This is a genomic window from Hominibacterium faecale, from assembly GCF_020734085.1.
GTDB lineage: Bacteria > Bacillota > Clostridia > Peptostreptococcales > Anaerovoracaceae > Hominibacterium > Hominibacterium faecale.
Genome location: NZ_JAJAGH010000012.1, coordinates 99,212 through 121,305 on the forward strand (window position 1 = coordinate 99,212; position 22,094 = coordinate 121,305).

Consider the following 22,094-nt stretch of genomic DNA (forward strand, 5'->3'; position numbering starts at 1 on the left):
CTAAATGACGTAAAAGTGCAGACCTGCACTAATCGTTAAAATACTAACACATCTAAGCGTTTATTACAACCTTGTATCGGGATAAATACTGTATACACTCGGGATACATTACAGCTTCATGGTCAGTCCGATTTTCTGCTTTTCATGGTCAATTTGGATAATCTTAACCTTCACCGTATCACCGACTGAAACTGCATCCATCGGATGCTTGATAAACTTATTGCTCATCTGGGAAATGTGTACTAGGCCGTCGTTTTTTACGCCGATATCCACAAAGGCGCCAAAGTCAACAACATTGCGCACGGTACCCATCATTTCCATACCTTCTTCCAAATCTTCAAAACTGCGAACGTCATTTCGGAAGACGACCGCAGGCGCATTCTCCCTGGGATCCCTGGCCGGCTTTTTGATCTCTTCGATGATGTCTCTCAGGGTCATCGATCCTATTTCCAGCTCCTGGGACAGCTTTTCGATGGCTTTTCCCAGATTCTTTTTGGGATTATCCTTTTTCTTGCTCAGTTCTGCCAGAGCGGCCAGACCTTTTGCTCTGGTTTCCGGCTTCTTGGGTTTGAACTGATCCGCGTACAGGTCGCTGATTTTCTGCTCAATATCAGCCACGCCGCCGCGTATGATCTCTTTCTTATCGATCTTGAGTTTTTTCAGCATGGCTTCCGCCGCTTTATAGGATTCCGGGTGGACGGAAGTGGCGTCCAGCGGGTTGCTGCCTTCGGAAATGCGCATAAAGCCGGCACATTGCTTGTAGGTTTTTTCTCCCAGCTTTGAAACTTTTTTCAGTTCTTTTCGATCCATGAAGGACCCCTGTTCTTCCCGGTAAGCAACGATGTTTTTGGCGATCCCCATGTTGATGCCGGCCACATGGGCCAAAAGGGACGGGGAAGCCGTATTCAAGTCCACGCCGACCCGGTTTACGCAGTCTTCTACCACATTATCAAGAGCCGTCTCCAGCAGTCCCTGATTGATGTCATGCTGATACTGCCCCACGCCGATGCTTTTGGTGGGGATCTTCACCAGTTCCGCCAGCGGATCCTGCAGCCGCCTTCCCAGGGACATGGCGCCTCTGGTGGTAACGTCCAAATCCGGATATTCTTCAGTTGCCAGTTTGGAAGCGGAATAAACCGATGCCCCCGCTTCATTGACGATGGTGTAGCTGATGTCCAGACCATTCTTTTTTATAAAACCGGCCACTACTTCTTCCGTTTCCCGGGAGCCTGTCCCATTGCCGATAACGATCACATTGATCCGGTATTTATCCACCAGCTTTTTCAGCGTCGCTTCTGTACCGGCCACATCGTTTCTCGGCTGGGTTGGATATACGGTTGTATAGGCCAGCAGTTTGCCGGTCTCATTGAGCACAGCGACTTTACAGCCGGTACGATACCCTGGGTCAATGCTGATGATCCTGGCCCCTTTTACAGGAGGAACCATCAGCAGCTTTTCCGTGTTCTTGGCAAAGACCTTGACCGCTTCCAGTTCTGCCCGCTCGGTAAGCATGTTTCGCATCTCCCGCTCAATGGACGGAGCCATCAAACGTTTATAGGCATCGGCGATGGTTTCCTGGAGCAGACCTGTAAAAATGGACCGCTGGTTGGTGATAACCGCTTCCTGGAGCAGCTGTTCCATCTCCTCTACTAAAACCGTCACTTTGACTTTTAGCTTTTTTTCCTTTTCGCCTCGGTTTATAGCCAGAATTCTGTGGTTGGGAATCTTTTTGATTGCTTCCTGATATTCATAGTACATTTCGTAAACCGTCTTTTCTTCCGGGTCTGCCGCCTCGGTGACGATTAAGCCGCTGTTTTGGGTTTTTTCACGGATTTTTGCCGTCAGTTCCGGATCGTCAGAAATCATTTCGGCCAGAATGTCCATGGCCCCGGTAATGGCTGCGGCGGCATCGGGAACTTCCTGTTCCTCATTGATAAAGGGCTGGGCCAAATCTTCGACAGCTCCTTCTTCCAGTTCCTGGGCCCAAAAGGTCATGGCCAGCGGTTCCAGTCCCCTGGCTTTGGCTTTGGACGCCCGGGTAGCTTTTTTCTGTTTGTACGGTTTATACAGGTCCTCAACTCTCTGCAGAACCTCGGCTTCTATAATTTTCGCTTTCAGCTCATCGGTCAGTTTTCCCTGTTCTTCGATCAATCGAATGACTTCTTCTTTACGTTCCTCCAGATTACGCAGATAGGTCAGACGTTCGTCCAGATCTCGCAGTGTCACGTCGGAAAGGCCGCCGGTCACTTCCTTTCGATACCTTGCGATAAAGGGGATCGTGTTGCCCTCATCAATGAGCGCTACTGTGTTTTCCACCTGCGGCAGCCTGAGTTCAAATTCTTTTGCTAATTGTTCGATAATGTTCATAGAGCCTGCTTTTACCTTTCTTTCTGTTTGAGCTTTTCATTGATAAAATAGTCGATGTCACCATCCATAACGCCGCCCACGTTTCCAACTTCCGCCCCTGTCCGGTGGTCTTTGACCATGGTATACGGGTGGAATACATACGAACGGATTTGGCTGCCCCAGGTGATCTGACTGTAGTCGCCCTGGAGCTCTTTGAGGTTTTCTTTATGCTCCTGCTCCTTCAGTTCCACCAGCTTGGACAGGAGCAGTTTCATTGCCACTTCCCGGTTCTGGTGCTGGGACCGTTCATTCTGGCAGGATACCACGATGTTGGTCGGAATATGGGTGATGCGGATAGCGGAATCGGTTTTATTGACGTGCTGCCCGCCGGCGCCGCTGGAGCGGAAGGTGTCGATCCGCAAATCGTCCGGATCGATCTCCACAGTGGTGTCGTCGTCGATTTCCGGAATCACGTCCAATGAGGCAAAGGAGGTATGTCGTCTGCCGGATGAATCGTAAGGTGAAATTCGCACCAAACGATGGACGCCCTTTTCGTTTTTCAGATAACCGTAGGCATTGTCTCCTTCCACCACTGCGGTGGCGCTGTTGATGCCGCCTTCCTTTTCTTCCTGGTAATCGAGAATTTTAACCTTGTATCCTTTTCGCTCCGCCCACCTTACATACATGCGGAAGAGCATTTCCGCCCAGTCCTTGGCATCAGTGCCGCCCGATCCTCCATGCAAGGAAATGATGGCGTTATTTTTATCGTATTCTCCGGTCAAAAGCGTGGCCAGCCGCAGTTCTTCCAGCTTTTCGGCCGCCGCATCATAGGCGTCCTGAATCTCTTTCGTCATGGAAGCGTCCTGCGCTTCTTCGGCAAGTAAAATCAGCACTTCCACGTCTTCGATCTCTGTGGCCAGCGCTTCATATTCTTCGATTTTGTTTTCAATGGATTTCTTTTCTTTCATGACTTTCTGGGCCTTTTCGTGGTCGTCCCAGAAGCCTGATGCCTGTGTCTTTTCATCCAGGCCTTTTAATTGATCCCTCAGACCTGCCAGGTCAAAGGGACTCACCTGCCTCTTTGAGCCTGCCTTTCAGGCCGGGCAGATCAGCTTTGATCTGTTCCAATTCTATCATGTGTTCATCCCTCTCTCTGTTTGAATGGGGCCTGATTTGGCCCGATAGTTTAGTATACCCTACTGGCAAAAAATTTCCAAGGGGGATTTTTTATGATCGATGCCATGCATCGCATACTTTTTCATTGCAGGCAGTAGAGCCTTTTGGGAAAAAAGCTAAAATAAATTCAGGTTTTACGCAAATTTCAACGATTGCACCCTCTCAAAACCAGACAGAAGCAGCAAAACCTGCTTCTTCTCAGTATCAGGCCCCGCAAACCCATTGGATTGCGTAAAAACTGAAACCTTTCAATAAAATTTTCCCGATTTGAGATAATAGCCGTAATAAAAAGAGCCCCGGCCCCTCATGCGTCAGATTTTCCATATCCGACGTATAGAGGGCCAGGGAAGCACTCAGTACAAAGCTCTTTTTTCTCCAAGACGATCTCCAAGCCAGCACGGCGGCAAAGAGTTTGCCGCAACCCCTACAGCTCCAGCTCCTGACCGCCTTGCACAATCCTTTAAACTTCCAGATTTTTAAAGGCCTCTGGAACCTCTTTATATCCCTTGGACTTGATGGCTCCAATGACCAGGCCGACGATCAGCCAAACAATACCTACGATATAAGTCATTTTGTCAAAGCCTGTGAACACATAAATCAAGATCAGAATTCCCAGCCACGGGCAGATCAGATACTTGACAAAATCGCCGAAGGAATTGCGCATCTTCTCTTTTACGAAGAAGTAGAGGAATACGGCGAAGTTGAGCAGCACGAAGGACGCCAGTGCACCGAAGTTTACCAGTCTTACCAGCTGCGACATGTTCAGGATCAGCGGAATCACGCAGGAAGCAGCACCGACGATAATCGCGCCAACGTACGGAGTCTGGTATTTGGGATGGATCTTGGCGAAGATTCTTGGAATAACGCCGTCGCGTCCCATACCATAGAGCATTCTTGCGGTTGCCGTCTGAGCTGCCATAATGTTGGCAACGCCGATGGCGATGATGTTTACAACCAGCAGGATTTTTCTGAACACTTCGCCGCCTGCCAGGGCTGCTGCATCAAAGAATCCGGTAGCCAAATCGGTATTTTCCCAATCGGGCAGGATCAGTGCCGCAACATAAGTCTGCAGTACGAAAACCACGACAATGGTACATAATGCGATAATAATCCCTTTTCCGATATTTTTTTCCGGATGAATGGTTTCTTCCGCCAGTGTACTCATACCATCAAATCCCAAGAAGGACAAACATGCGATGGAGCATGCGGAAGCAATAAAGTGAGCGTCAACTTTTCCAGGCTGATAGAAGGGATCCGGCGCAATGTGGCCGAAGCCGCCTCCGCCCAGGACATATTTAAAGCCCAGATAGATGAACACGATCAAAATTACAATTTCCATGACAAACATTACCCAATCAACACCCTTGGTCATTTCCATTCCCCGGACATTGACGATGGTGTTAAAGATAACGAATACCAGAATCCATAGCCACCACGGACTGTTTGGAATCAGCTCCACGCCCCAATTGGCAACCATAGTGTAAAGCAGGGATGGCACGAACAGGTAATCCAGCAGAATCAGCCATCCGCCGATAAAGCCCACATGGGGGTTGATCCCTCTTTGCACATAGGCATAGACGGAACCTGCGATGGGGAATTTGTTGCTCATCCTCATATAGCTGAGGGCTGTAAAGCTGATGGCAACAAAGCCTACGATGTAAACAAGCGGCGTCATACCTCCGCTTGCCACCTGGATTTCTCCGAAAATGGACTGGGGCGCAATGATTACCATAAACAATACGCCGTAAAGAACAACGTCGCGCAGGGACAGGGCGCGCTTCAGCTCCTGTTTGTAGCCGAACTGCTCAACATTGCCTTTGTTTTGCTGTTGGTCACTCATGTCTCTTTTCTCCTTAAAATAATAATAATTGTTATAAAAACGCGGTCCGGCCTTAGCCGATCAGCGGTTTGAACTGAGGCAGCTTGGGTGTTCCAAAGCGAAGGATCATCGCGACTTCACAGGGGACGCATGCCTGATTGATGGCCACATCGCTCTGCACGGACATGTACATATAGGTATCCGTCTTGTCCCATCCTGTCACGTTCATCAGCAGTCTCTGCAGTTCCTCAGAGGCGTATTTAAGTGCCTCCGGGAATTCATGGGCGCAGGCGTTGACATACCAATGGGTGGCGGTTTCAGTCACAGGCCAGTGAAGTTCGAAGTCTTTGATCAAAGAAACCTTGACCAGCACCTCTGCCGGAATTTCTATGCCCGTTCCGCACAGCTCGGCATCGCCCATGGTCGCATGAACGTCGCCCAGCTGGAGCAGCGCCCCTTCCACTCTGACGGGGAAGTAAACTCGCGCGCCTTTTTTGATGATCTTACTGTCCATATTACCGCCGTGATTCCCCGGATAGCCGTCAATCACATCATCTCCGTCAGGAGCAGTGCCGATTACACCGATCATGGGATCGATGGGAAACCTGACGCCGTTGAATTCAGCTACTTGATCTTTGATTTTTACCACTCGGGTACGGATCTCCATATCTTCGCAGAGCGGCCCGCAGCCCTCGCTGGTGGAAATAACGCCCTGGCCGGCTACTTGCACATCTAAAATATCCACCGCCAGCACGTCTCCCGGCTGAGCGCCGTTAATGTAAACAGGACCTGCGGCCGGGTTGGCCACATCGTAGCTGTAAGCCAGATCGGTGATTAAATCCGCTTCTGTTTTCAACCTGTTGGAAAAACAATCCATGGTCTTGAATAGCAGCAGTTCTCCCGGATCTGCATCTGTAAAAGGGTTGTTGTTTTTAGAAAACTTGTATACGGATTGATCGATTATCTTCATGGGTTCCTCCTTCGCGCTTGCGCAAAAAAATAAAAGCGGCAGAACTGAAACTTCCCCCGCTTCCCTAATATCCGACTGCATTGTAGCAGTGTTTGCCGACCTTTGTCAATGCAATTGTTAAAAGTTAGACAATTCAAAAAATGATTCTGCAAGCTTCAAAACTTTTTCCGCCATTCCCGGCTGCGAAAGACGATGATCGCCCTCTGGTATCAAGGTCAGTTCTGCGCCGAATGTCCGGGCAAATTTTACGGCTGCTTCCGGCGAAGCAGTTTCATCCTTGCTGCCATGGACCATGCCCAGCCGGGCTGACTCCGGCTGGTAAAGATCGAACAAGTCATGGGCATCCAGCTCATCGAAAAAAGTCTTGGTCAGCTTGAGCGGGCGCAGGTAATCCTGGTCTACCATTAAAAACCCGTCTCTGTCTAAAGCGCGCCGCTCTTCTCCTGTACTTGGGCGGATCAGCTTTGGCATCTCCACTGCGGTACTGCGCAGAAATGCTTTCTTCCCCAGATGAGGCCGAAGGGACAAATACAATAGCGTAGTATACGCGCCGAAGCTGGATCCGAAGTAACAGATTTCCCCATGTCCGGTCAGCTCCAAAGCCCGCTGTTCTGCCGCAGCCAGATCGTCTATACAGTGAGTCAGCGTTAATTCCATTCCGTCCACTGGGCTTTCTCCATGGGCAGGGAAATCAAAGGCCAGAGTCCCAATACCCTTTCTTGGCAGTTCTTCGGCTAGCATCTTGGCCGTAGGGCTTTCCTTGCTGCTGCCGAAGCCGTGAGCAATGATTACTGCTTTCTGCTCATTTCCGGTCAGCGTATGGGAACAGGGAATCAGGTAGTCGTTTTTACTGCTTATCATTTCTGTTTTCATGGTTCACCTCCAAACAGGCCACAAACTTTTTTCCAGATGCGTTCTTTGAAACTTGGCTGGATCGATTTAATCCACCACTCCTCCACAATAAAAATTATCTCTAATCAGGGCCGAAAGACCCGATCAGAGATAATTAAGCATGCCTTTCTATTTACAGAGCCATATCTATATCGGCATCGCATTAATGAAAGCCGCAGGTTATGCGTTTTTTCCGCAGCAGTTCTTGTACTTCTTGCCAGAGCCGCATGGACAGGGATCGTTGCGGCCTATTTTGGGATGCTCTCTCCGATATGGTTCCTGCTTCTTCTCTCGCTGTGGGATCTGCTCTTCTTCCGGCAGCTCGCCGCCGCCCATCATGGGGCCTTCATCCACATATTCGTCCTTGTGGCCTTCGCCGGTGCCGATGACATCCACACGCTCTGTTCTCGTCTGCACCGTTACGCTGTAGCAGAATTTAACCGTTTCTTCCTTGATCCCCTGGATCATCAGCTCGAACATGTCAAAGCCTTCCTGCGCATAGGCGGCAGCCGGATCCTGCTGGCCCAGCGCCCGCAGTCCGATACCGCTCTTGAGCTGGTCCATGGCATCGATGTGGTCCATCCACTTATTATCGACGACACGAATCAGAATCATCCGTTCAACCTCGCGCATCTTGTCTATGCCGATTTCCGCCTCTTTGGCCTGGTACAGCTCCTCGAACTTCTCATAAACCAGTTCCTTGAGATTGTCCGGATTCAAATCCAGGAATTCATCTTCCGTAAAAGAAAGCGATTCAAAGTTTGGCGATAGCTTTTTCAAGCCTTCATTGAGGGTGTCCAGATCCCATTCTTCAGCAAATCTGGAGGCGATGGTGATCGGTTCCACCACTTCGTCGATCAGCTCATGGGTCATGCTGGTGATATCTTCCCGCAGGTCTTCGCCAAAGAGCACTTTTTTCCGCTCTCCGTAGATGATTTCACGCTGTTTGTTCATAACGTTATCGTACTGGAGCACATATTTACGGATGGAGAAGTTTCGGCCTTCCACCTTCTTCTGAGCCCCCTCGATGGAGCGGGTGATCATACCGGCTTCGATGGGTTCGTCCTCTTCCACGCCCAAGCGTTTTACCACGTTCTGCATCTTTTCGCCGCCAAAGAGGCGCATCAGCTCATCTTCAAGGGAAATGCAGAATTGAGTGCGGCCAGGGTCGCCCTGTCTTCCGGAACGGCCTCGCAGCTGATTATCGATTCTTCGGGACTCATGACGCTCCGTACCGATGATGCAAAGGCCTCCCAGCTGGATGACTTTTTCCTGTTCTTCCTTCCGCTCCTCCTTGAACTGTTCGTGGAGCCGGTGGAACTCTTCCCGGGCTTTCACAAGCTCCGGATCGTCAGTCTGGACAAAGCCGGTGGCAAAGGCGATGGCTTCTGGACTGTAGCCCATTTTCCGCATTTCACGGCGGGCCTCAAACTCCGGATTACCCCCCAAAATGATATCGGTACCACGTCCGGCCATGTTGGTGGCGATGGTGATCGCGCCCAGGCGGCCCGCCTCAGCGATAATCTCCGCTTCCTGCTCGTGGTGCTTGGCATTGAGGACGTTGAAGGTCTTTATGCCGCGTTTTTTCAGGCTGTTTGCAATGATTTCCGACTTTTCGATGGAAATGGTTCCCACCAGCACTGGCTGCCCGGTCTCATGGGCTTCCACCACTTTGTCGACAATCGACTTATATTTTCCTCTTTCTGTGCTGTAGACCGCATCCTGAAGGTCCTCCCTGATGATGGGCATATTGGTGGGAACCACAACTACGTCCATGTTGTAAATATCCCGGAACTCATCTTCCTCGGTCTTGGCCGTACCGGTCATACCGGCCAGCTTCTGATACATACGGAAATAGTTTTGCAGCGTGATCGTCGCCAGAGTCTTGGATTCGGACCGGACCAGCACTCCTTCCTTGGCCTCAATGGCCTGATGAAGTCCATCGCTGTAACGTCTTCCAAACATCAGACGGCCGGTAAACTCATCGACGATGACGATCTCACCGTCCTTAATGATATAATCCACATCCCGTTTCATCAGGTTCCTGGCCTTCAGGGCCTGGAGCACGTGGTGGTTGATCTCCATATTTTCCGGATCAGAGAAGTTTTCCACATTAAAGTATTGTTCGCATTTTTCAACACCCTCTTCTGTCAAGGATACCTGTTTATCTTTTTCTTCAATGGTAAAATCCGTCTCTACGGTTAACCCTTTTACAAAGCGGTCGGCAGTCTTATACATATCAGTGGATTTTCCGCCCTGGCCGGAGATAATCAGCGGTGTTCTCGCCTCATCGATGAGAATGGAGTCTACTTCGTCGACGATGGCAAAGTTGAGATCCCGCTGCATCATATCCTCTTTGTAGAGAACCATGTTATCCCTCAGATAATCAAATCCGTACTCATTGTTGGTACCGTATGTGATATCCGCCTCATAAGCCGCTTTTCGCTCTTCTTCACTGATTCCGTGGATAACACAGCCAACGGTCAGTCCCAAGAAATTGTACAGCTTTCCCATCCATTCCATATCTCGCTTTGCCAGATAGTCATTGACCGTTACAACGTGAACACCCTTTCCTTCCAGAGCATTTAAGTATACTGGCAGAGTCGCCACCAGCGTCTTACCTTCACCAGTCTTCATTTCCGCGATACGTCCTTGATGAAGTACAATACCTCCAATGATCTGCACCCGGAAATGTTTCATGCCCAGGCTTCTCACCGATCCTTCACGGCAGACCGCAAATGCCTCCGGCAAAATATCATCCAGTGTTTCTCCGTTCTTCAGCCTTTCCTTGAATTCTGCGGTCTTGTCCCGCAGCTGTTCATCGGTAAGGCCCTGCATTTGCTCATCATAAACCTCGACCTTATCTGCAATTTTAGCGACCTTTTTTACTTCCTTCGCATTCAGGTCGCCAAAGATTTTTTCCATAAAGCTCATTTTTGTTGTTCCCCTTTCCTTTCTTCTTCAGGCTCCAGCTCCTCTACCACCAGATTGATCTCCAAGGCCCGGCGGTCATCTGCTTTCGTTACTCTGACTTTTAACAAATTGTCGTCAATCTGCTGCTGGAAGGTATCGTTTTTTACCGGCAGCTTGTCCAGCTGCACCACGACCCAGCCGTTGACCGTCTGTACGTCCATCTCCTCTTCAATATCGAAGAAGTCGAACACTTTCGCAATACTTGCATTGCATTTCACCCGATAACTGCCGTTCTGCAAAGGAATGATCTCCTGCGACATGACAGCATCGTGCTCATCGTAAATCTCTCCTACCAATTCCTCAATGATATCTTCCATAGTCACCAGACCTTCCGTGCCGCCGTATTCGTCGATCACGATGGCCAGATGAGTCTTCATCTGCTGCATCTTTTTCAGCAGTGCCGAGACTTTTATTGCGCCGGCCACGAAAACCACCGGCATTACATAATCCGAAATATTTTTATTGGTACCTACTATATAGTTATGGAAGTCCTTTTGATTGAGTACTCCCATAATTTTGTCTATGTCATCTTCGTATACCGGAAGACGGGAAAACCCAGTCTTTTTGAACAGCTTTGCCACCTCTTCCTTGGAATCTTCCACATCGATGGCTTCCATATCGACCCGGGGCGTCAGCACATCCCAGGCCGTCAGTTCGTTGAATTCAATTGCATTCTGAATCAGTTCGCTCTGTTCGTTATCAATACCGCCTACATTCTCAGCTTCCTCAACAATGGTGAGCAGCTCATCTTCAGTGATCGTACGGTCATCACCGAATTTGAAGATTTTTGCCATTAGCTGTTTCCACTTGGTAAAAAGAAAGTTGACAGGGGTCAGAAGAACCATCAGAACACGAATCACCGGCCCCGAAAACAGGGAAAAGGATTCTGCAGATTCTTTTGCAATTCCTTTGGGCGTAATTTCTCCGAAGATCAGAACCACCACGGTAATCACCACTGTGGATAAGGTTGGCCCGTAAGCGCCGAACAGTTCCACGAAGAGTAATGTGGAAATGGCGGTCATGGTTATGTTTACTATATTGTTGCCGATCAAAATCGTAGTCAGCAGCTTGTCGTAATTTTCTTCCAGCCTCAGCACCAGGCCTGCACGTTTATTTCCATCAGCCGCAAGGTTTTTCATCTTAATGCGATTGAGCGAAGTAAAGGCGGTTTCCGTTGCGGAAAAATAGGCGGACAAAACCACAAGTATTACGATTACTGCTATGTCCACAATTATGTGACTCTCCATTTAAAATGTTTCCTCCTGCATCAATAGAAAAATATATCAATACTTTAGTATAGCCTGTTTTACGGTAATTGAAAAGAGGGCGAACCCTCTTTTAACCTGAATTTAACAATTTTTTTATACTTTGCCCAAATATTGAAGGTAAATCCGTTCATATTCATCCTCCATTTTATGATAAAGATCGTAGAGTTCTTTGCTTCCTCGATTAACTTCTCCGATGATTTCATCAAAATGCTCCAGCATAGCGCTGGTTACTTTGGGGCATATTTTCCCACTGTCCGAAAGTTCCCGCAGAATCGCCTTTACCTTTTCCGGGGGAAATGGTTTTTTATAGCTTCGTTCGCCATTGAGGGCGCTGACGATATCGGCAATGGCTACAATCCGCTGAGGAATCGTCAAATCTTTGCCGCAGAGCCCTTTCGGGTAACCGGATCCATCCATCTTTTCATGGTGCCGCAGGGCAATCAAAGCAATTTCCTCATCAATCTGTCCGGAGATAATGTCTTCGGACAGGAGGATATGGCTGCGCATCAGGGCCATGTCGCTGTCACTTAGCTTTTCGGTGGATTCCAAAATATCAAGGGGAATCCCCACTTTTCCCAGATCATGAAGAAAGGCACCGTATTTGACTTTCTGTAAAACCGTTCCCTTTATTCCAAAATTACGCGCCAGCTTCATACTAATGGCTGCCGTGGCAAAAGTATGGGCAACCGTAAAGCGGCTGCGAAAATCAATGGCAAATACCAGCATCTGCAAAAACTGTTCGTTTTTCCGTTCATCCGTCCATTGATGAAAAAGATTTTCAAGCGCCTCCGTTTGTTTTTCGGGATTTGTTCCTACAAATAGTTTCCCATTTTTTAAAGTCTTTTCCAGCAGGTTCAGCACCTCAGGGGAAAATTTCGCAGCGCGATACTCATTCAGCACCTCTAAGATCTGATTGCCGCTTCCCAGCTCCAAGCAGAGAGCCGCTCGGTCGGCCAAGTTAATTACCTGGGCCAGTTTTCGGTTTTCATTATCACAGGCATATTGGGGAAGATCGACAAAATCCATATGATGGTATAGGATCGCCGGAGCATATTGGGATAAGGGCGACAGGTATTTGACAAACAAATATCCGTATATGGAGTGTTCCCATACATCTTTGGTCTCAAAACGGATCATATTGTCGATTTCTTCTGTTTTGTAAGCGCCGATATCGTGAAGCAGTGCCGTAAATACAATGCTGCAGCGCTGTTTGATGTCATAGCCTCCGTCTTCTTCTAAAAGCTTTAAGACTATATACGCCACTTGTTCACCGTGGCCCACCAGCCGCTCGTCAACAAAGTTGAGCGACCTTCGAATCAAATGGAACAAGTTTGTACCGTTGAGCAGCTCCATCATCCATCCTTCCTCCCTCTTTTGTCAATAAGATCAATGTGTCCATTATAGCAAACTTTCTTTCATCCTGCATCAAGTATATGCCATGCCCAAGACCTTATAAAACAAATTTTTTGCTCCCTGCACATCAATTAGCAAAAAGAGCCCGCATCGCTGCGCACTCTTTCTGCTTGGGTTTTATGCTATTATGTTTTAAGAAGCGATTTTACATGATGTATCGTTACAGTTCTTTTACCTTTGTATCTAAGGTAATATCCAGCTCTGCCGCATATTCGAAGTAAGCGTCAACCTGTTCGAAGGTCAGCATATCGGATGAAATCAGGCCAGTCTGATCAAATTTGTCGTTTACAAACAGTTTGGTGAAGAGATATCCGCCCTGTCCGGTGAGATACATTTCTGCAGTAATTCCGGATTTTTCGTAGGATTCAACCAATGCCGGAGCATTTACGTGGGTTTCAACCAAAACGTCTTTGCCGTCTTTCTTGCCGTATGCTTCGATGACCATGCAGCCGGAATCGGAAACAAGCCCTTCGTCAATGATCTCTTTGATTTCTTCCTTGAACTTTGGAGCTGGCGGAACGTGAGCCAGCACTACATCAAACGGTGCGATTTCAACGCCCTTGATGGTTTCCGTGTTATGAGAAAGAAGTCCTGCTCTGTAAAGCGGTTTTGAGAAATCTACGCCTGCGCCGGCATACTTAAAGTAAGCGTTCTTAGCACCCTTGAAGAATTTTTCTGCATTAAAGCTGTAATGGATCGGCTCATCATGGCAATGTTCTACAAAAGTGATTTCTTCATCCATGTAGTCGTACTGTCTCTTGATCGGCAGATCGAAAGCAGGTGTGCGTACCAGCTTGCCGTCGATAAAGGCGTATGCTTCTTCACTCATATCATGAAGAGCTGTTACCGGAGACCACCAGAAAGGCTGGAATCTCTTGGCTTCAACGCCTTCCCATACGATGTTATAGATGGTATCGCAAGTATCCAGATAACGCATCGCATCTCTAGTTGCAGCGCAGATCAGTCCCGGAGCCGAACCGGTTCCTACGATGGCAGTTCTGCCGATTGCCTCAAATTTAGGGCCATATTCATTATACTGAATACGGATACTTTCTACCCAATCTTCATGAAGCGCTGTGGTGGCCGCATAATCCTGATAGTTGGCCTTTACTTCTAAAGCCGCATCGAGTACGTTCTTTGTACATTCCAAAGGAAGTGCGTTGAGAATTAAATCCACACCTTGAGCCGCAGCTACGATGCTGTCTTTGCTATGGGCGTCAACCTGAGTGCCTTTTGCTTTTTTTAAGTCATTTACCAGATTGTCAACTGCTTTTTTATCATAATCGGCACAAACGATTTCCGCTACGCCCGGATCCTCATCCAGTCTTCTTGCTGCTGCGGATCCCTGTGCTCCAACGCCTAATACGAGAATTTTCTTTAAAGCCATTTTTCTTTACCTTACCTTTCCAAATAACTGTTTTTTATCTTGACTCTATTATAGCGAAAAGGAAGCCTGCCGCGAAATTTACATATTGCCATCTTTTCCCGTTTTAAATGCTTTCTTTACCTTTTATATTTTCTGATTATTTTGTGAATACAGAAAATACAGCAAGATTTACTATATTCAAAAGCAAGATTTATACACTTTCCCTTTGTCCGCGGTTAATGATATAATGATCGTAGAGAATTATGGAGGTTGCATATGCTGTTAGAGAGTGTTTCTTATATGGGAGAGCTGCCCTTTGAGCTGTCGTTTTTGAATGTGGCAGAGGAAAGCAAGCATTGCCACAAAGAAATTGAAATTCTGCTGGTTCTGCGGGGAATGACCCATTATCAAATTTATCATACGGATTACGAACTGAGCCCCGGCGACCTGATCATCGCTGATGTGGAGGACTTGCATCAGATACACGGTTCCACCGACGATATTCTGATGTTATCCATTCATGTGGATACCGGACGGTTTGAACACCTTTATCCCAATATCCGCTATATGTTCTTTGTCTGCGAAGAGTGTATGGAAGGGCCTGCCGGCAACCGGCAGCTTCTGGAAAGCAAGCTGACCCGCCTCAAGGGCCACATTGCCAAACTGGCTATGGATTATACAAAAAAGGATAAGGATATGCCCCTGCTGATGGACGAAATCAGCGAGCTGGTTTCAATTTTGGTCAACCATTTCCAGGGATTCTTTATGGAGGATTATCAGTACAAGACCAGTCAGGAAGATATGAGTCCCGACGATCTGCAGCGATTGTCCCGCATCACCCGGTATATCATGCTCAATTATAAGGAAAAGATTACCCTGGACGATGTATCCAACATGGAGCATCTCAGTTCCTATTACGTTTCTCACTTAATTAAGAAGACCCTGGGCTTTAACTTTCAGAACTTTGTCAATGCCATCCGCCTGGAATATGCAGAAAAACTCTTGGTATTCACCAATATGACGCTGATGCAGATCAGCGAAGAATGCGGTTTCTCATCGCCCAATTATTTTAACAAATGCTTCTCCGCCTGGCATGGCAAAACGCCCGCCCAGTACCGGAAAGCCTATCACCCCTGCGAACGCTCTTTCAAAGCTCCCTTTACCCAGGAAGAGGCGCTTTCTCTGGTTGCGCCCTTTTTAAACGTCATAAAACGCAATTATGAACCTCCCGCCAGGATCACCGTAGAGCCGGACTTTGAAAAAGGTAAATTCGTGGATTTCTGGGAAATCTGCGCGCCCCGAATCGTGGTCGATTCTCTGGAATCTGCCCTCAATCTGGGCTATTATTGGGAAACCCTCCAGCGTCTCCGGCCGGCCGCTTTCATCCTTGATGAAAATCTGACCAGACGCAACAAGGATTTGGAAAAAAGCCTCCGCGAGCTTTTAGCTCCCTTAAATATCCCCCTTTTCGCAGATCAAATCATCCGGGAGGAAGATCTCATCGCCGCATCAAACACAGCCTCGGCCTTCGAGCAAATCCTCTGCGCCGGACACTCCCGTGTGCGGCTGATGGGCGATCAGGACGCCCTCTTTACAGCAGGCGGTCTGAAAACGCCCGCTTTCCAGGTGTACGACTACTTTTCCCAGCTGGCAGGTCCCCAGTTTTTCAATGCCGATACCCATATTTTAATTAAATGCCGCGATGCCCGGGCAATTTTGCTGTTCAATACGGATTCCACCACGGTTCTGGACATCAATTTCGTTTTGACCAGAATTCCTGACCAGGACTATTTGGTGCGTCGTGAATTTTCCCAGCGAGAGAATTGTTACAGTGTGCTTGGCGATTTGGAGGCTCAGGAGCAGGCTCTGCCGCCCCTGCTCATAGACAGGATCAATCAAAGCTTTGATGGAAAAGTTCACTTTTTCCGCCTTGATAAGGATCTTCAAGAGGATGATTTTTTAATCGATCACAACACTGCAGTGGTTTTGGAAATCATGGAGCCTCCGAAGGGTCATGACGGCTAAATCCCCTTCATCTGTTTTGGAAAAACAGGGACATCACCTGCCTCGCCCCTCTGGCTGGACAGGCCTTTGCGCAGGTATTATTTCCAGTATTGCTGCATATAGTTGTCAGCTCTTTCCTCCGACAAGGAAAATTTCTCCGCAATCTGAGCCTTCGTTTCCGCTCTTGAAAGCTCCATATCCTGACAGAGCTCTATCAGGGCTGCAGTACCTTGCGCGATACCTTTCTCAATTCCCTGTTCAATGCCTTGTTCGATTCCTTGTTTGATTCCCTTGTCGAAGCCTTCCGATAACCCCTTCTGATAGCCGTCCTGCTCCCGAATCGTTTCGCACTCTTCTCTGCTCAGCTCATCATACAAAAAACTCATAACATCACCACCGTTCTTCTTTAGAAAATCCCGTAAGACTCCTTCTTTAATGCAGGTGTCTATGGATTGTTTGATGGCAGCTTTCAGGTCATTCGTTTTCTCCCAGTTTTTCCGTACCAGGTATATGAATCTGCTGTATTCGTTCAAAACCTTACAGCGCTCCAGAATTTCAGCTCCCTGTTTGTAATTGACATTGATGACCTTTACGACTGCTTCTAACGATAGTGTAGCACATTTTTCAAGAAATGCGTCGGAAAGTTTTAAGTTTTCTTCCAGCGGAAGGACTTCTTTTCCGTTATAAAAAACGTACATCTCCGGCGTGGGTATTTTAACCAGCTGCTTACTGTAAATGGTCTTGGAAAAGTAAAGTTTTTCATACTCTTTGGTGATGTAAACCAGCATCCTCAGCGGCATGTTGGGGTTGATCGTCGATTGGTGTTCGATCAGGATGATCAGCCGCCCATCGATGATAAAGGCCAGGTCGTTCTTACGGTCACCGAAAATCACATCCTCTAAGGTGACGATTTGTATTTCGGTGTCCGAAGAATAGTTCCTGCCCGATAAGGCATTGTATAGCTCTAGGATCTTTTCTTTGTCATGGAACAACTATGTAAATAAATTTTTAGGCTTCCATACAAAAAAATTGCACTAATTTATCAAACTTGTAAATTAGTGCAATCGTCGTTAATCTCCCATTTCCATGGGCCCGGCTATACGGCCTGGGCAAATCACGTCACATCTTTTTAATTACGTTTCTTTCTCAACGGCCCCCAGATAAGAAGTACTGCCGCACCGCTGACTGCTGCCAGCAAAATCAGAGGCCAAAAATCGAAGTCATCTCCTGTTGCGGCGGAGCGATCCGGCTGACCGGTTTCCTTTGCAGCAGCCGTATTCACATCTTTCCCACTTTCGGTTTCAGGCTTGGCAGCTGTTTCAGCGACACTGCTTTGATCGTCAGTATATGCCAGCGCGAAGGTTGACATGCCCTTGATTCGAGCAGTAATTGTCCGATCGTTATCGTCCATGTCAGGAAGCTCTGTGGTAATCAATTGGCCGTCCTTTTCGTGCACGTGGATGATAGAAAAAATCCGCTTTTCCCCTTCCCTCGGCCACAGTTCTTGCGGAATGGCAATAACCAAATCCATCGAATCGTTCCATTCGGAAATCGAACTTTTGACTCCGTTTTTTTCCTTGACCAAATTGATATCTAAATAGGCTCCAACTTTTTTACCTGTATCTTGCAGCTGTTGATTTACTTCCTGAAGAACAGCCTGTGCGGGCTTCTCCACCTTATCAACCTGAACAAGGAACCGAATCGTGCTTCCATTGGCAAGATCCTCCTTATCCTCTTCTGTCAGGAACTTTTGCACATCATCGTCTTTGACTGTAACCGTTGGCGCTCCCTGACTGATTTCCGTATTGATCTGCGGTGTCTGTGCCGGGGTTACCTCAGCAATTTTCCAGACAGCCTGATTTTCTGTCTTTTCAAAAGCCAGCTTTCCTCCCTGCAGGGCAAACCAGCCGGCCTCCGCATCGGCGCTGCCACATCTAATCACAGTGTCGCCTGTTTTCAAGTCGGCAGCCTTGAGCTTGGTCGCCATACCAGGTTTCTTTGGCTGGAAGTTTTCCAGGGAAAAGGTACGATCCAGCTGAATCGTATCAAAGAGCCCCGCTTCTCCTATTTTCGTTTTATCACCTGTAACAGTCAGAGCAGCGGTGCCTTCAATCGCAATCGGCTGATTTTCTTTCATGTATCCGCCCCATACTTCTTCGATCTGACTGTCAGCAACGGTTATGGCCGACTTGGCCGGGCTGACAGCTTCCGTTTCACCCCCTGAGACAACCGAAGGACAGGCTGTTTGATCCAATTGATCAACATAGAATCCCTTGCAGCCGGTAAACAGAATTTCGCTGCTATCAATGGACGCCGAGCCGTCTCCTGTAGCTTCTCCTCCGCCGAGAATACTGCCGCCCAATGTATCCCCTTCAAAGTTCATGGTAACCTTTCCCAGAATATCAGCCTGAGATCCTGCTTCCGCATCTCCGCCGCCGTAGAAAGCAGCACATACCCAATAATCCGTGAATTGCTCTTCTACTGGCGTAACGCTGTCTTGAATGACCATGTTCACAGAGCCGGCATTGGCAGAACCGCCATTTCTGGCACTGCCGCCGCCGCAGGTATATCCATATAGATTGGAAAAATTCTTCAGCTCGATTTGAATTGCTCCTGCAACATCGGCTTTTCCTTTATCCGCATCTCCTCCTGCCCGAAAGATCATCATCTCGTTGCCGCTGCCCATTACCTTCACCGATCCTGCTTTGGCACTAGCGTTTATCCCGCTGGCATAGCCGCCTCCGTATACTTCCCGTATATCCACGGCATCCAACTGAACAGCGATACTGCCCTGAATGTCTGCCTGGGCGTTTCCTTCTTCCTTTGCGTATGCCATGCCGCCGCCGCGGAGGGAGTAGGTCCTCCCTTTTGTCTGGGCATAGGATGCGCCTGCGGTCGCCGAAGCACGATAGGTACTGTTTGCGGTGGCATACCCGCCGCCATAGATATTGCCATGATTGCCGGTCGGATCGGCGATGATCTTTGCAGATGCAGTGCCGCCCACATTGGCGCTGGCGTTTCCTTTGGCCGCATCGGCCCGGCCGCCTCCATAGATGGTCGCCGCATCCACGTTTCCTTTAATCAGCACCGTCGAATCGCCGGACACATCGGCAGAACCGCTGCCGTCAGAGTAACCGCCTCCGTAGATATAACCCATTTTTACATTGTCCACGATTATGCTTGTGTCCCCGTTCACCGGAACATTTTTACCGCCGCCATAGACTGTCAATCCTGTCACCTCATCGGGCAGCAGTTTTCCAGTTCCCGCCTGGTCATAGACATACGCTTTATTATCGCTATCCTTTTTGATTAAAATCGGTACTCCGTTGGCATATATGTTATTCCCCTCTTTTATGACCGCCGTTTCCTGGGTCCTTGTGTCTGCCCAGGCCGTCATTGCTGACAAGGCCGCTGCCAACACGATTGCGGTCGTCAACAAACCAATCTTTCTCAGTTTCTTCATAAAATGTCACCAATTATGTACAGAACTTCCGTACCCTTTCACACCGGACGGTGAGGTGTCTTTCCAACAAAAAAATCATCCTTTCGGATGACGCAGCAAAATACAATCGACGCCCTATCCTCTGAGACATTCTCAGTGATAACCGTATCGATCTTAAAGTTTTTGCAGCTGGCTGCCATTTTACAGGCCCTGTAGCTTTGCGTCACCGTGTTTCCCCGGCTTTGCCCATTAAATTTTCTAAGATCAGAATACGCTTTTTTATGAGCTATGTCAATAACTATTTGTATGTTTCCTCTATTTGGAATCATGCCCTTTTGCCTTCACCCGCATATCATCCGGGCTGATGGAAAAAATAAACCTCATACAAAAAATCAGGGAAAAAGAGGGTGTGAAATTTGATTTTAAGAGAAATTGTGATTTCCGTTGCTGTGGGAATGATAACCGGGATGATGTCCGGGTGGCTTTCCGGAGCCATGGTGATGAACCACTACCGAAAGCTGGATGAAGAACAGACGCGAAAAGAACTGCATATTAAATACCTGGAAGAGACTGCGATGCACGTCTCCAAGGTCTTGAATGAAGTGGATCTTTTGATCCACCGTGACGGGCCGCCGGACTATGATAACATTTTAAGGGAAATCGGGATTTTTCAGATCCCAGACGGAAAGTTGGATGAAAAGGACGATTCCGCACGGATTGCCGAGGAGAAAACGATTTTGATGGACAGGATCGAAAATCAAATCAAAGAAGATACACTGGATGCACGGCAGGCAGCCATTGAGCTGATCAAATTATCGGCCAAATTGATGGTCGCAATGGAAACATACCGTCGCGAAAACCTGCAGTGATCATGGCACCGGGCTGAGCCGCTGTCCTGTCTCTTGTTCAAAGAAATGAAGGCGCTTTCTATACTGCCTTGTTCCTATCGCTCGCCCTTTAACTCCTCCAGTATCTCTTCCTCAGAGCGTTCCATATCCTCCATAACCTTTTCCACAATGGGCCGGATATTAACAGCCTCCTCTTCCAATTCCTCCGCTATTTGCCCCAGTGGTTTTCCTTTCAGGCACTTTTTCTTGACCAGTTGGATCAATTTCAATAACTCGCCTTCAGATCGGCCTTCAAAGTATTCTTTTTGCAATAGTTCTTCGAATTTCATATAACTGACCTCGCTTCCCCTGGAACTTTTGATCTCCTTTACCTGGCTGTGAATCAACGCAAGAAGGTCGCTTCCAGAGCGTTCCACCACCTCGTCGGTCGATTCCTCGATATACCGCAACAGCGCTTTCATTTCATCGTCCACATCGTCAGCCGTCCCCCTCGTGTTGAGGACGATGGTATAGGCCTCGTCTTTCAGCTCCAGGCCGGGCTCTTCTTCGCACCGATGCCGAAAACTGTACTTATGACGCCCATATCCAAAGAAGTCAAACAGGCAGAGGAAGATCACATAATTTCCGCGCAATTCATTGTAGCCCATGCCCTTTTTCAGCAGATGTTCCACGTCCACAATGCTGTGGTAATACCTCGATCTTTTGGGTATATTATACTCGTTATACTTTTGCATTTCAACTGTGTAAACGCTGTTTTCCTCGTCGTCCAGGAAGATGTCCAGCCGGACGCTTTTGGCATCGTGCACCACGTCCTTCGTTAGCTGCGGCTCTACGAGCCGGACCTTCTTAATCTTCAGGTCCAGGATCTTTTCCAACAGCCTCCGGCATACCTCTTCGTTCTCCATTACTTTTGCAAAGAGGAAATCATCGGATAGGTTCAATTCCTGCAAGGTGGGTCTGTTTTTCGTCATGTTACGTGCCTCCTTTTTATTTGTTAATATTTTACTGTAAATAAAAGGAATTTTCAACCGTTTTTTCAAAACCTCCATGAAAATTTTTTAGTTATTACAAAAAATCCCATTACACAGCAAGAATTTTAGATATCCCAGCGATCCATGTACCAATCTCACCAAAGACGCTCTCCTGTCTCTTGATCAAAGAAGGTTATAGAATTTTCAGAACTATGTTCAAAAAAAATGATTCACCAAAGCATCTTATCGATTCTTTGGTGAATCATTTACGGTAATCCAGTCCTCAACCGATCACTTCCCCCACTTCTCATCGCCGGACATTCCATCATAGCCCGGGTGGTTATCGAACCGGATCACACCTACCGGGCATTTACCGGCGACCGCTTCCGTCACCTTGGCATGGCCCATGGTGCCAAAACCGCCGCACAGCTCCAGAGCCACAACGCCCTCTTCCACCAGCTTGGCCGCTTCCTCGACGGCCGAAGCATAGCTGCCCACGCCCACCAGAATCATTTCACCGTTTTCTCCGACTTCCATAATCGTTCTCTGGGGAGCATCGATCTCTCCGTTGATAAACATAAAACAAATCTTTCTTTTCATAAGTTCC

General features: G+C 48.0%; 15 protein-coding genes and 1 riboswitch. Of the genes, 2 read left to right on the forward strand and 13 right to left on the reverse strand.

Features of this window, described 5'->3' with window-relative positions; all coding sequences use genetic code 11:
- Window positions 1-108: 108 nt before the first annotated feature.
- The 9 genes from LG211_RS16150 to LG211_RS16190 form a co-directional block, all read right to left on the reverse strand.
- Entirely contained in the window at window positions 109-2,367 is a 2,259-nt protein-coding gene (locus LG211_RS16150; protein WP_148396840.1) for a Tex family protein, read from the reverse strand.
- 11 nt (window positions 2,368-2,378) lie between these two features.
- A protein-coding gene (prfB, locus tag LG211_RS16155) for a peptide chain release factor 2 (protein WP_148396841.1) occupies window positions 2,379-3,483 on the reverse strand; the annotation gives its coding sequence in 2 pieces (ribosomal slippage) (window positions 2,379-3,407 and window positions 3,409-3,483; 1,104 coding nt in all).
- 499 nt (window positions 3,484-3,982) lie between these two features.
- Window positions 3,983-5,362: an APC family permease gene (locus LG211_RS16160; protein ID WP_148396842.1), complete on the reverse strand. Its 1,380-nt coding sequence runs from the start codon at window positions 5,360-5,362 to the stop codon at window positions 3,983-3,985.
- 52 nt (window positions 5,363-5,414) lie between these two features.
- On the reverse strand, window positions 5,415-6,311 hold the full coding sequence (locus tag LG211_RS16165) for an acetamidase/formamidase family protein (protein ID WP_253020287.1): 897 nt from the start codon (window positions 6,309-6,311) through the stop codon (window positions 5,415-5,417).
- A 117-nt stretch (window positions 6,312-6,428) separates the two neighbouring features.
- Complete coding sequence (locus LG211_RS16170; RefSeq protein ID WP_148396844.1) at window positions 6,429-7,184, reverse strand: alpha/beta hydrolase; 756 nt, start codon at window positions 7,182-7,184, stop codon at window positions 6,429-6,431.
- A 198-nt stretch (window positions 7,185-7,382) separates the two neighbouring features.
- Window positions 7,383-10,136, reverse strand: coding sequence for a preprotein translocase subunit SecA (gene secA, locus LG211_RS16175; protein ID WP_148396845.1), 2,754 nt, complete (start codon window positions 10,134-10,136; stop codon window positions 7,383-7,385).
- Entirely contained in the window at window positions 10,133-11,422 is a 1,290-nt protein-coding gene (locus LG211_RS16180) for an HlyC/CorC family transporter (RefSeq protein WP_148396846.1), read from the reverse strand. Before LG211_RS16180 ends, secA begins: the two co-directional genes overlap by 4 nt.
- A 114-nt stretch (window positions 11,423-11,536) precedes the next feature.
- Window positions 11,537-12,799 (reverse strand): HD-GYP domain-containing protein, encoded by a 1,263-nt coding sequence (locus LG211_RS16185; protein WP_269477996.1) that lies wholly within the window; start codon window positions 12,797-12,799, stop codon window positions 11,537-11,539.
- 217 nt (window positions 12,800-13,016) lie between these two features.
- A complete protein-coding gene (locus LG211_RS16190; protein ID WP_269477997.1) occupies window positions 13,017-14,243 on the reverse strand; it encodes a saccharopine dehydrogenase family protein in 1,227 nt (408 codons plus the stop codon).
- Between the two features lie 255 nt (window positions 14,244-14,498).
- On the opposite strand from LG211_RS16190, the gene LG211_RS16195 reads away from it, so the two are divergent.
- Entirely contained in the window at window positions 14,499-16,247 is a 1,749-nt protein-coding gene (locus LG211_RS16195) for a helix-turn-helix domain-containing protein (protein WP_269477998.1), read from the forward strand.
- Between the two features lie 77 nt (window positions 16,248-16,324).
- Here the strand turns inward: LG211_RS16195 and LG211_RS16200 are convergent, their stop codons facing one another.
- Both LG211_RS16200 and LG211_RS16205 read right to left on the reverse strand, forming a co-directional pair.
- Window positions 16,325-17,119 (reverse strand): RpnC/YadD family protein, encoded by a 795-nt coding sequence (locus tag LG211_RS16200; RefSeq protein WP_269477999.1) that lies wholly within the window; start codon window positions 17,117-17,119, stop codon window positions 16,325-16,327.
- Between the two features lie 236 nt (window positions 17,120-17,355).
- Window positions 17,356-19,689: a hypothetical protein gene (locus LG211_RS16205; RefSeq protein ID WP_269478000.1), complete on the reverse strand. Its 2,334-nt coding sequence runs from the start codon at window positions 19,687-19,689 to the stop codon at window positions 17,356-17,358.
- Window positions 19,690-19,849: 160 nt separating this feature from the next.
- A riboswitch (cyclic di-GMP riboswitch) is annotated at window positions 19,850-19,925 on the reverse strand.
- 159 nt (window positions 19,926-20,084) lie between these two features.
- Between LG211_RS16205 and LG211_RS16210 the strand changes: the two genes are divergently transcribed.
- A complete protein-coding gene (locus LG211_RS16210) occupies window positions 20,085-20,537 on the forward strand; it encodes a hypothetical protein (protein WP_148396852.1) in 453 nt (150 codons plus the stop codon).
- Window positions 20,538-20,611: 74 nt separating this feature from the next.
- On the opposite strand, the gene LG211_RS16215 is transcribed toward LG211_RS16210, so the two are convergent.
- Both LG211_RS16215 and LG211_RS16220 read right to left on the reverse strand, forming a co-directional pair.
- A complete protein-coding gene (locus LG211_RS16215) occupies window positions 20,612-21,487 on the reverse strand; it encodes an Rpn family recombination-promoting nuclease/putative transposase (protein ID WP_269478001.1) in 876 nt (291 codons plus the stop codon).
- 291 nt (window positions 21,488-21,778) lie between these two features.
- Window positions 21,779-22,087, reverse strand: a complete 309-nt coding sequence (locus LG211_RS16220) for a DUF6506 family protein (protein WP_269478002.1) — start codon at window positions 22,085-22,087, stop codon at window positions 21,779-21,781.
- Window positions 22,088-22,094 lie beyond the last annotated feature (7 nt).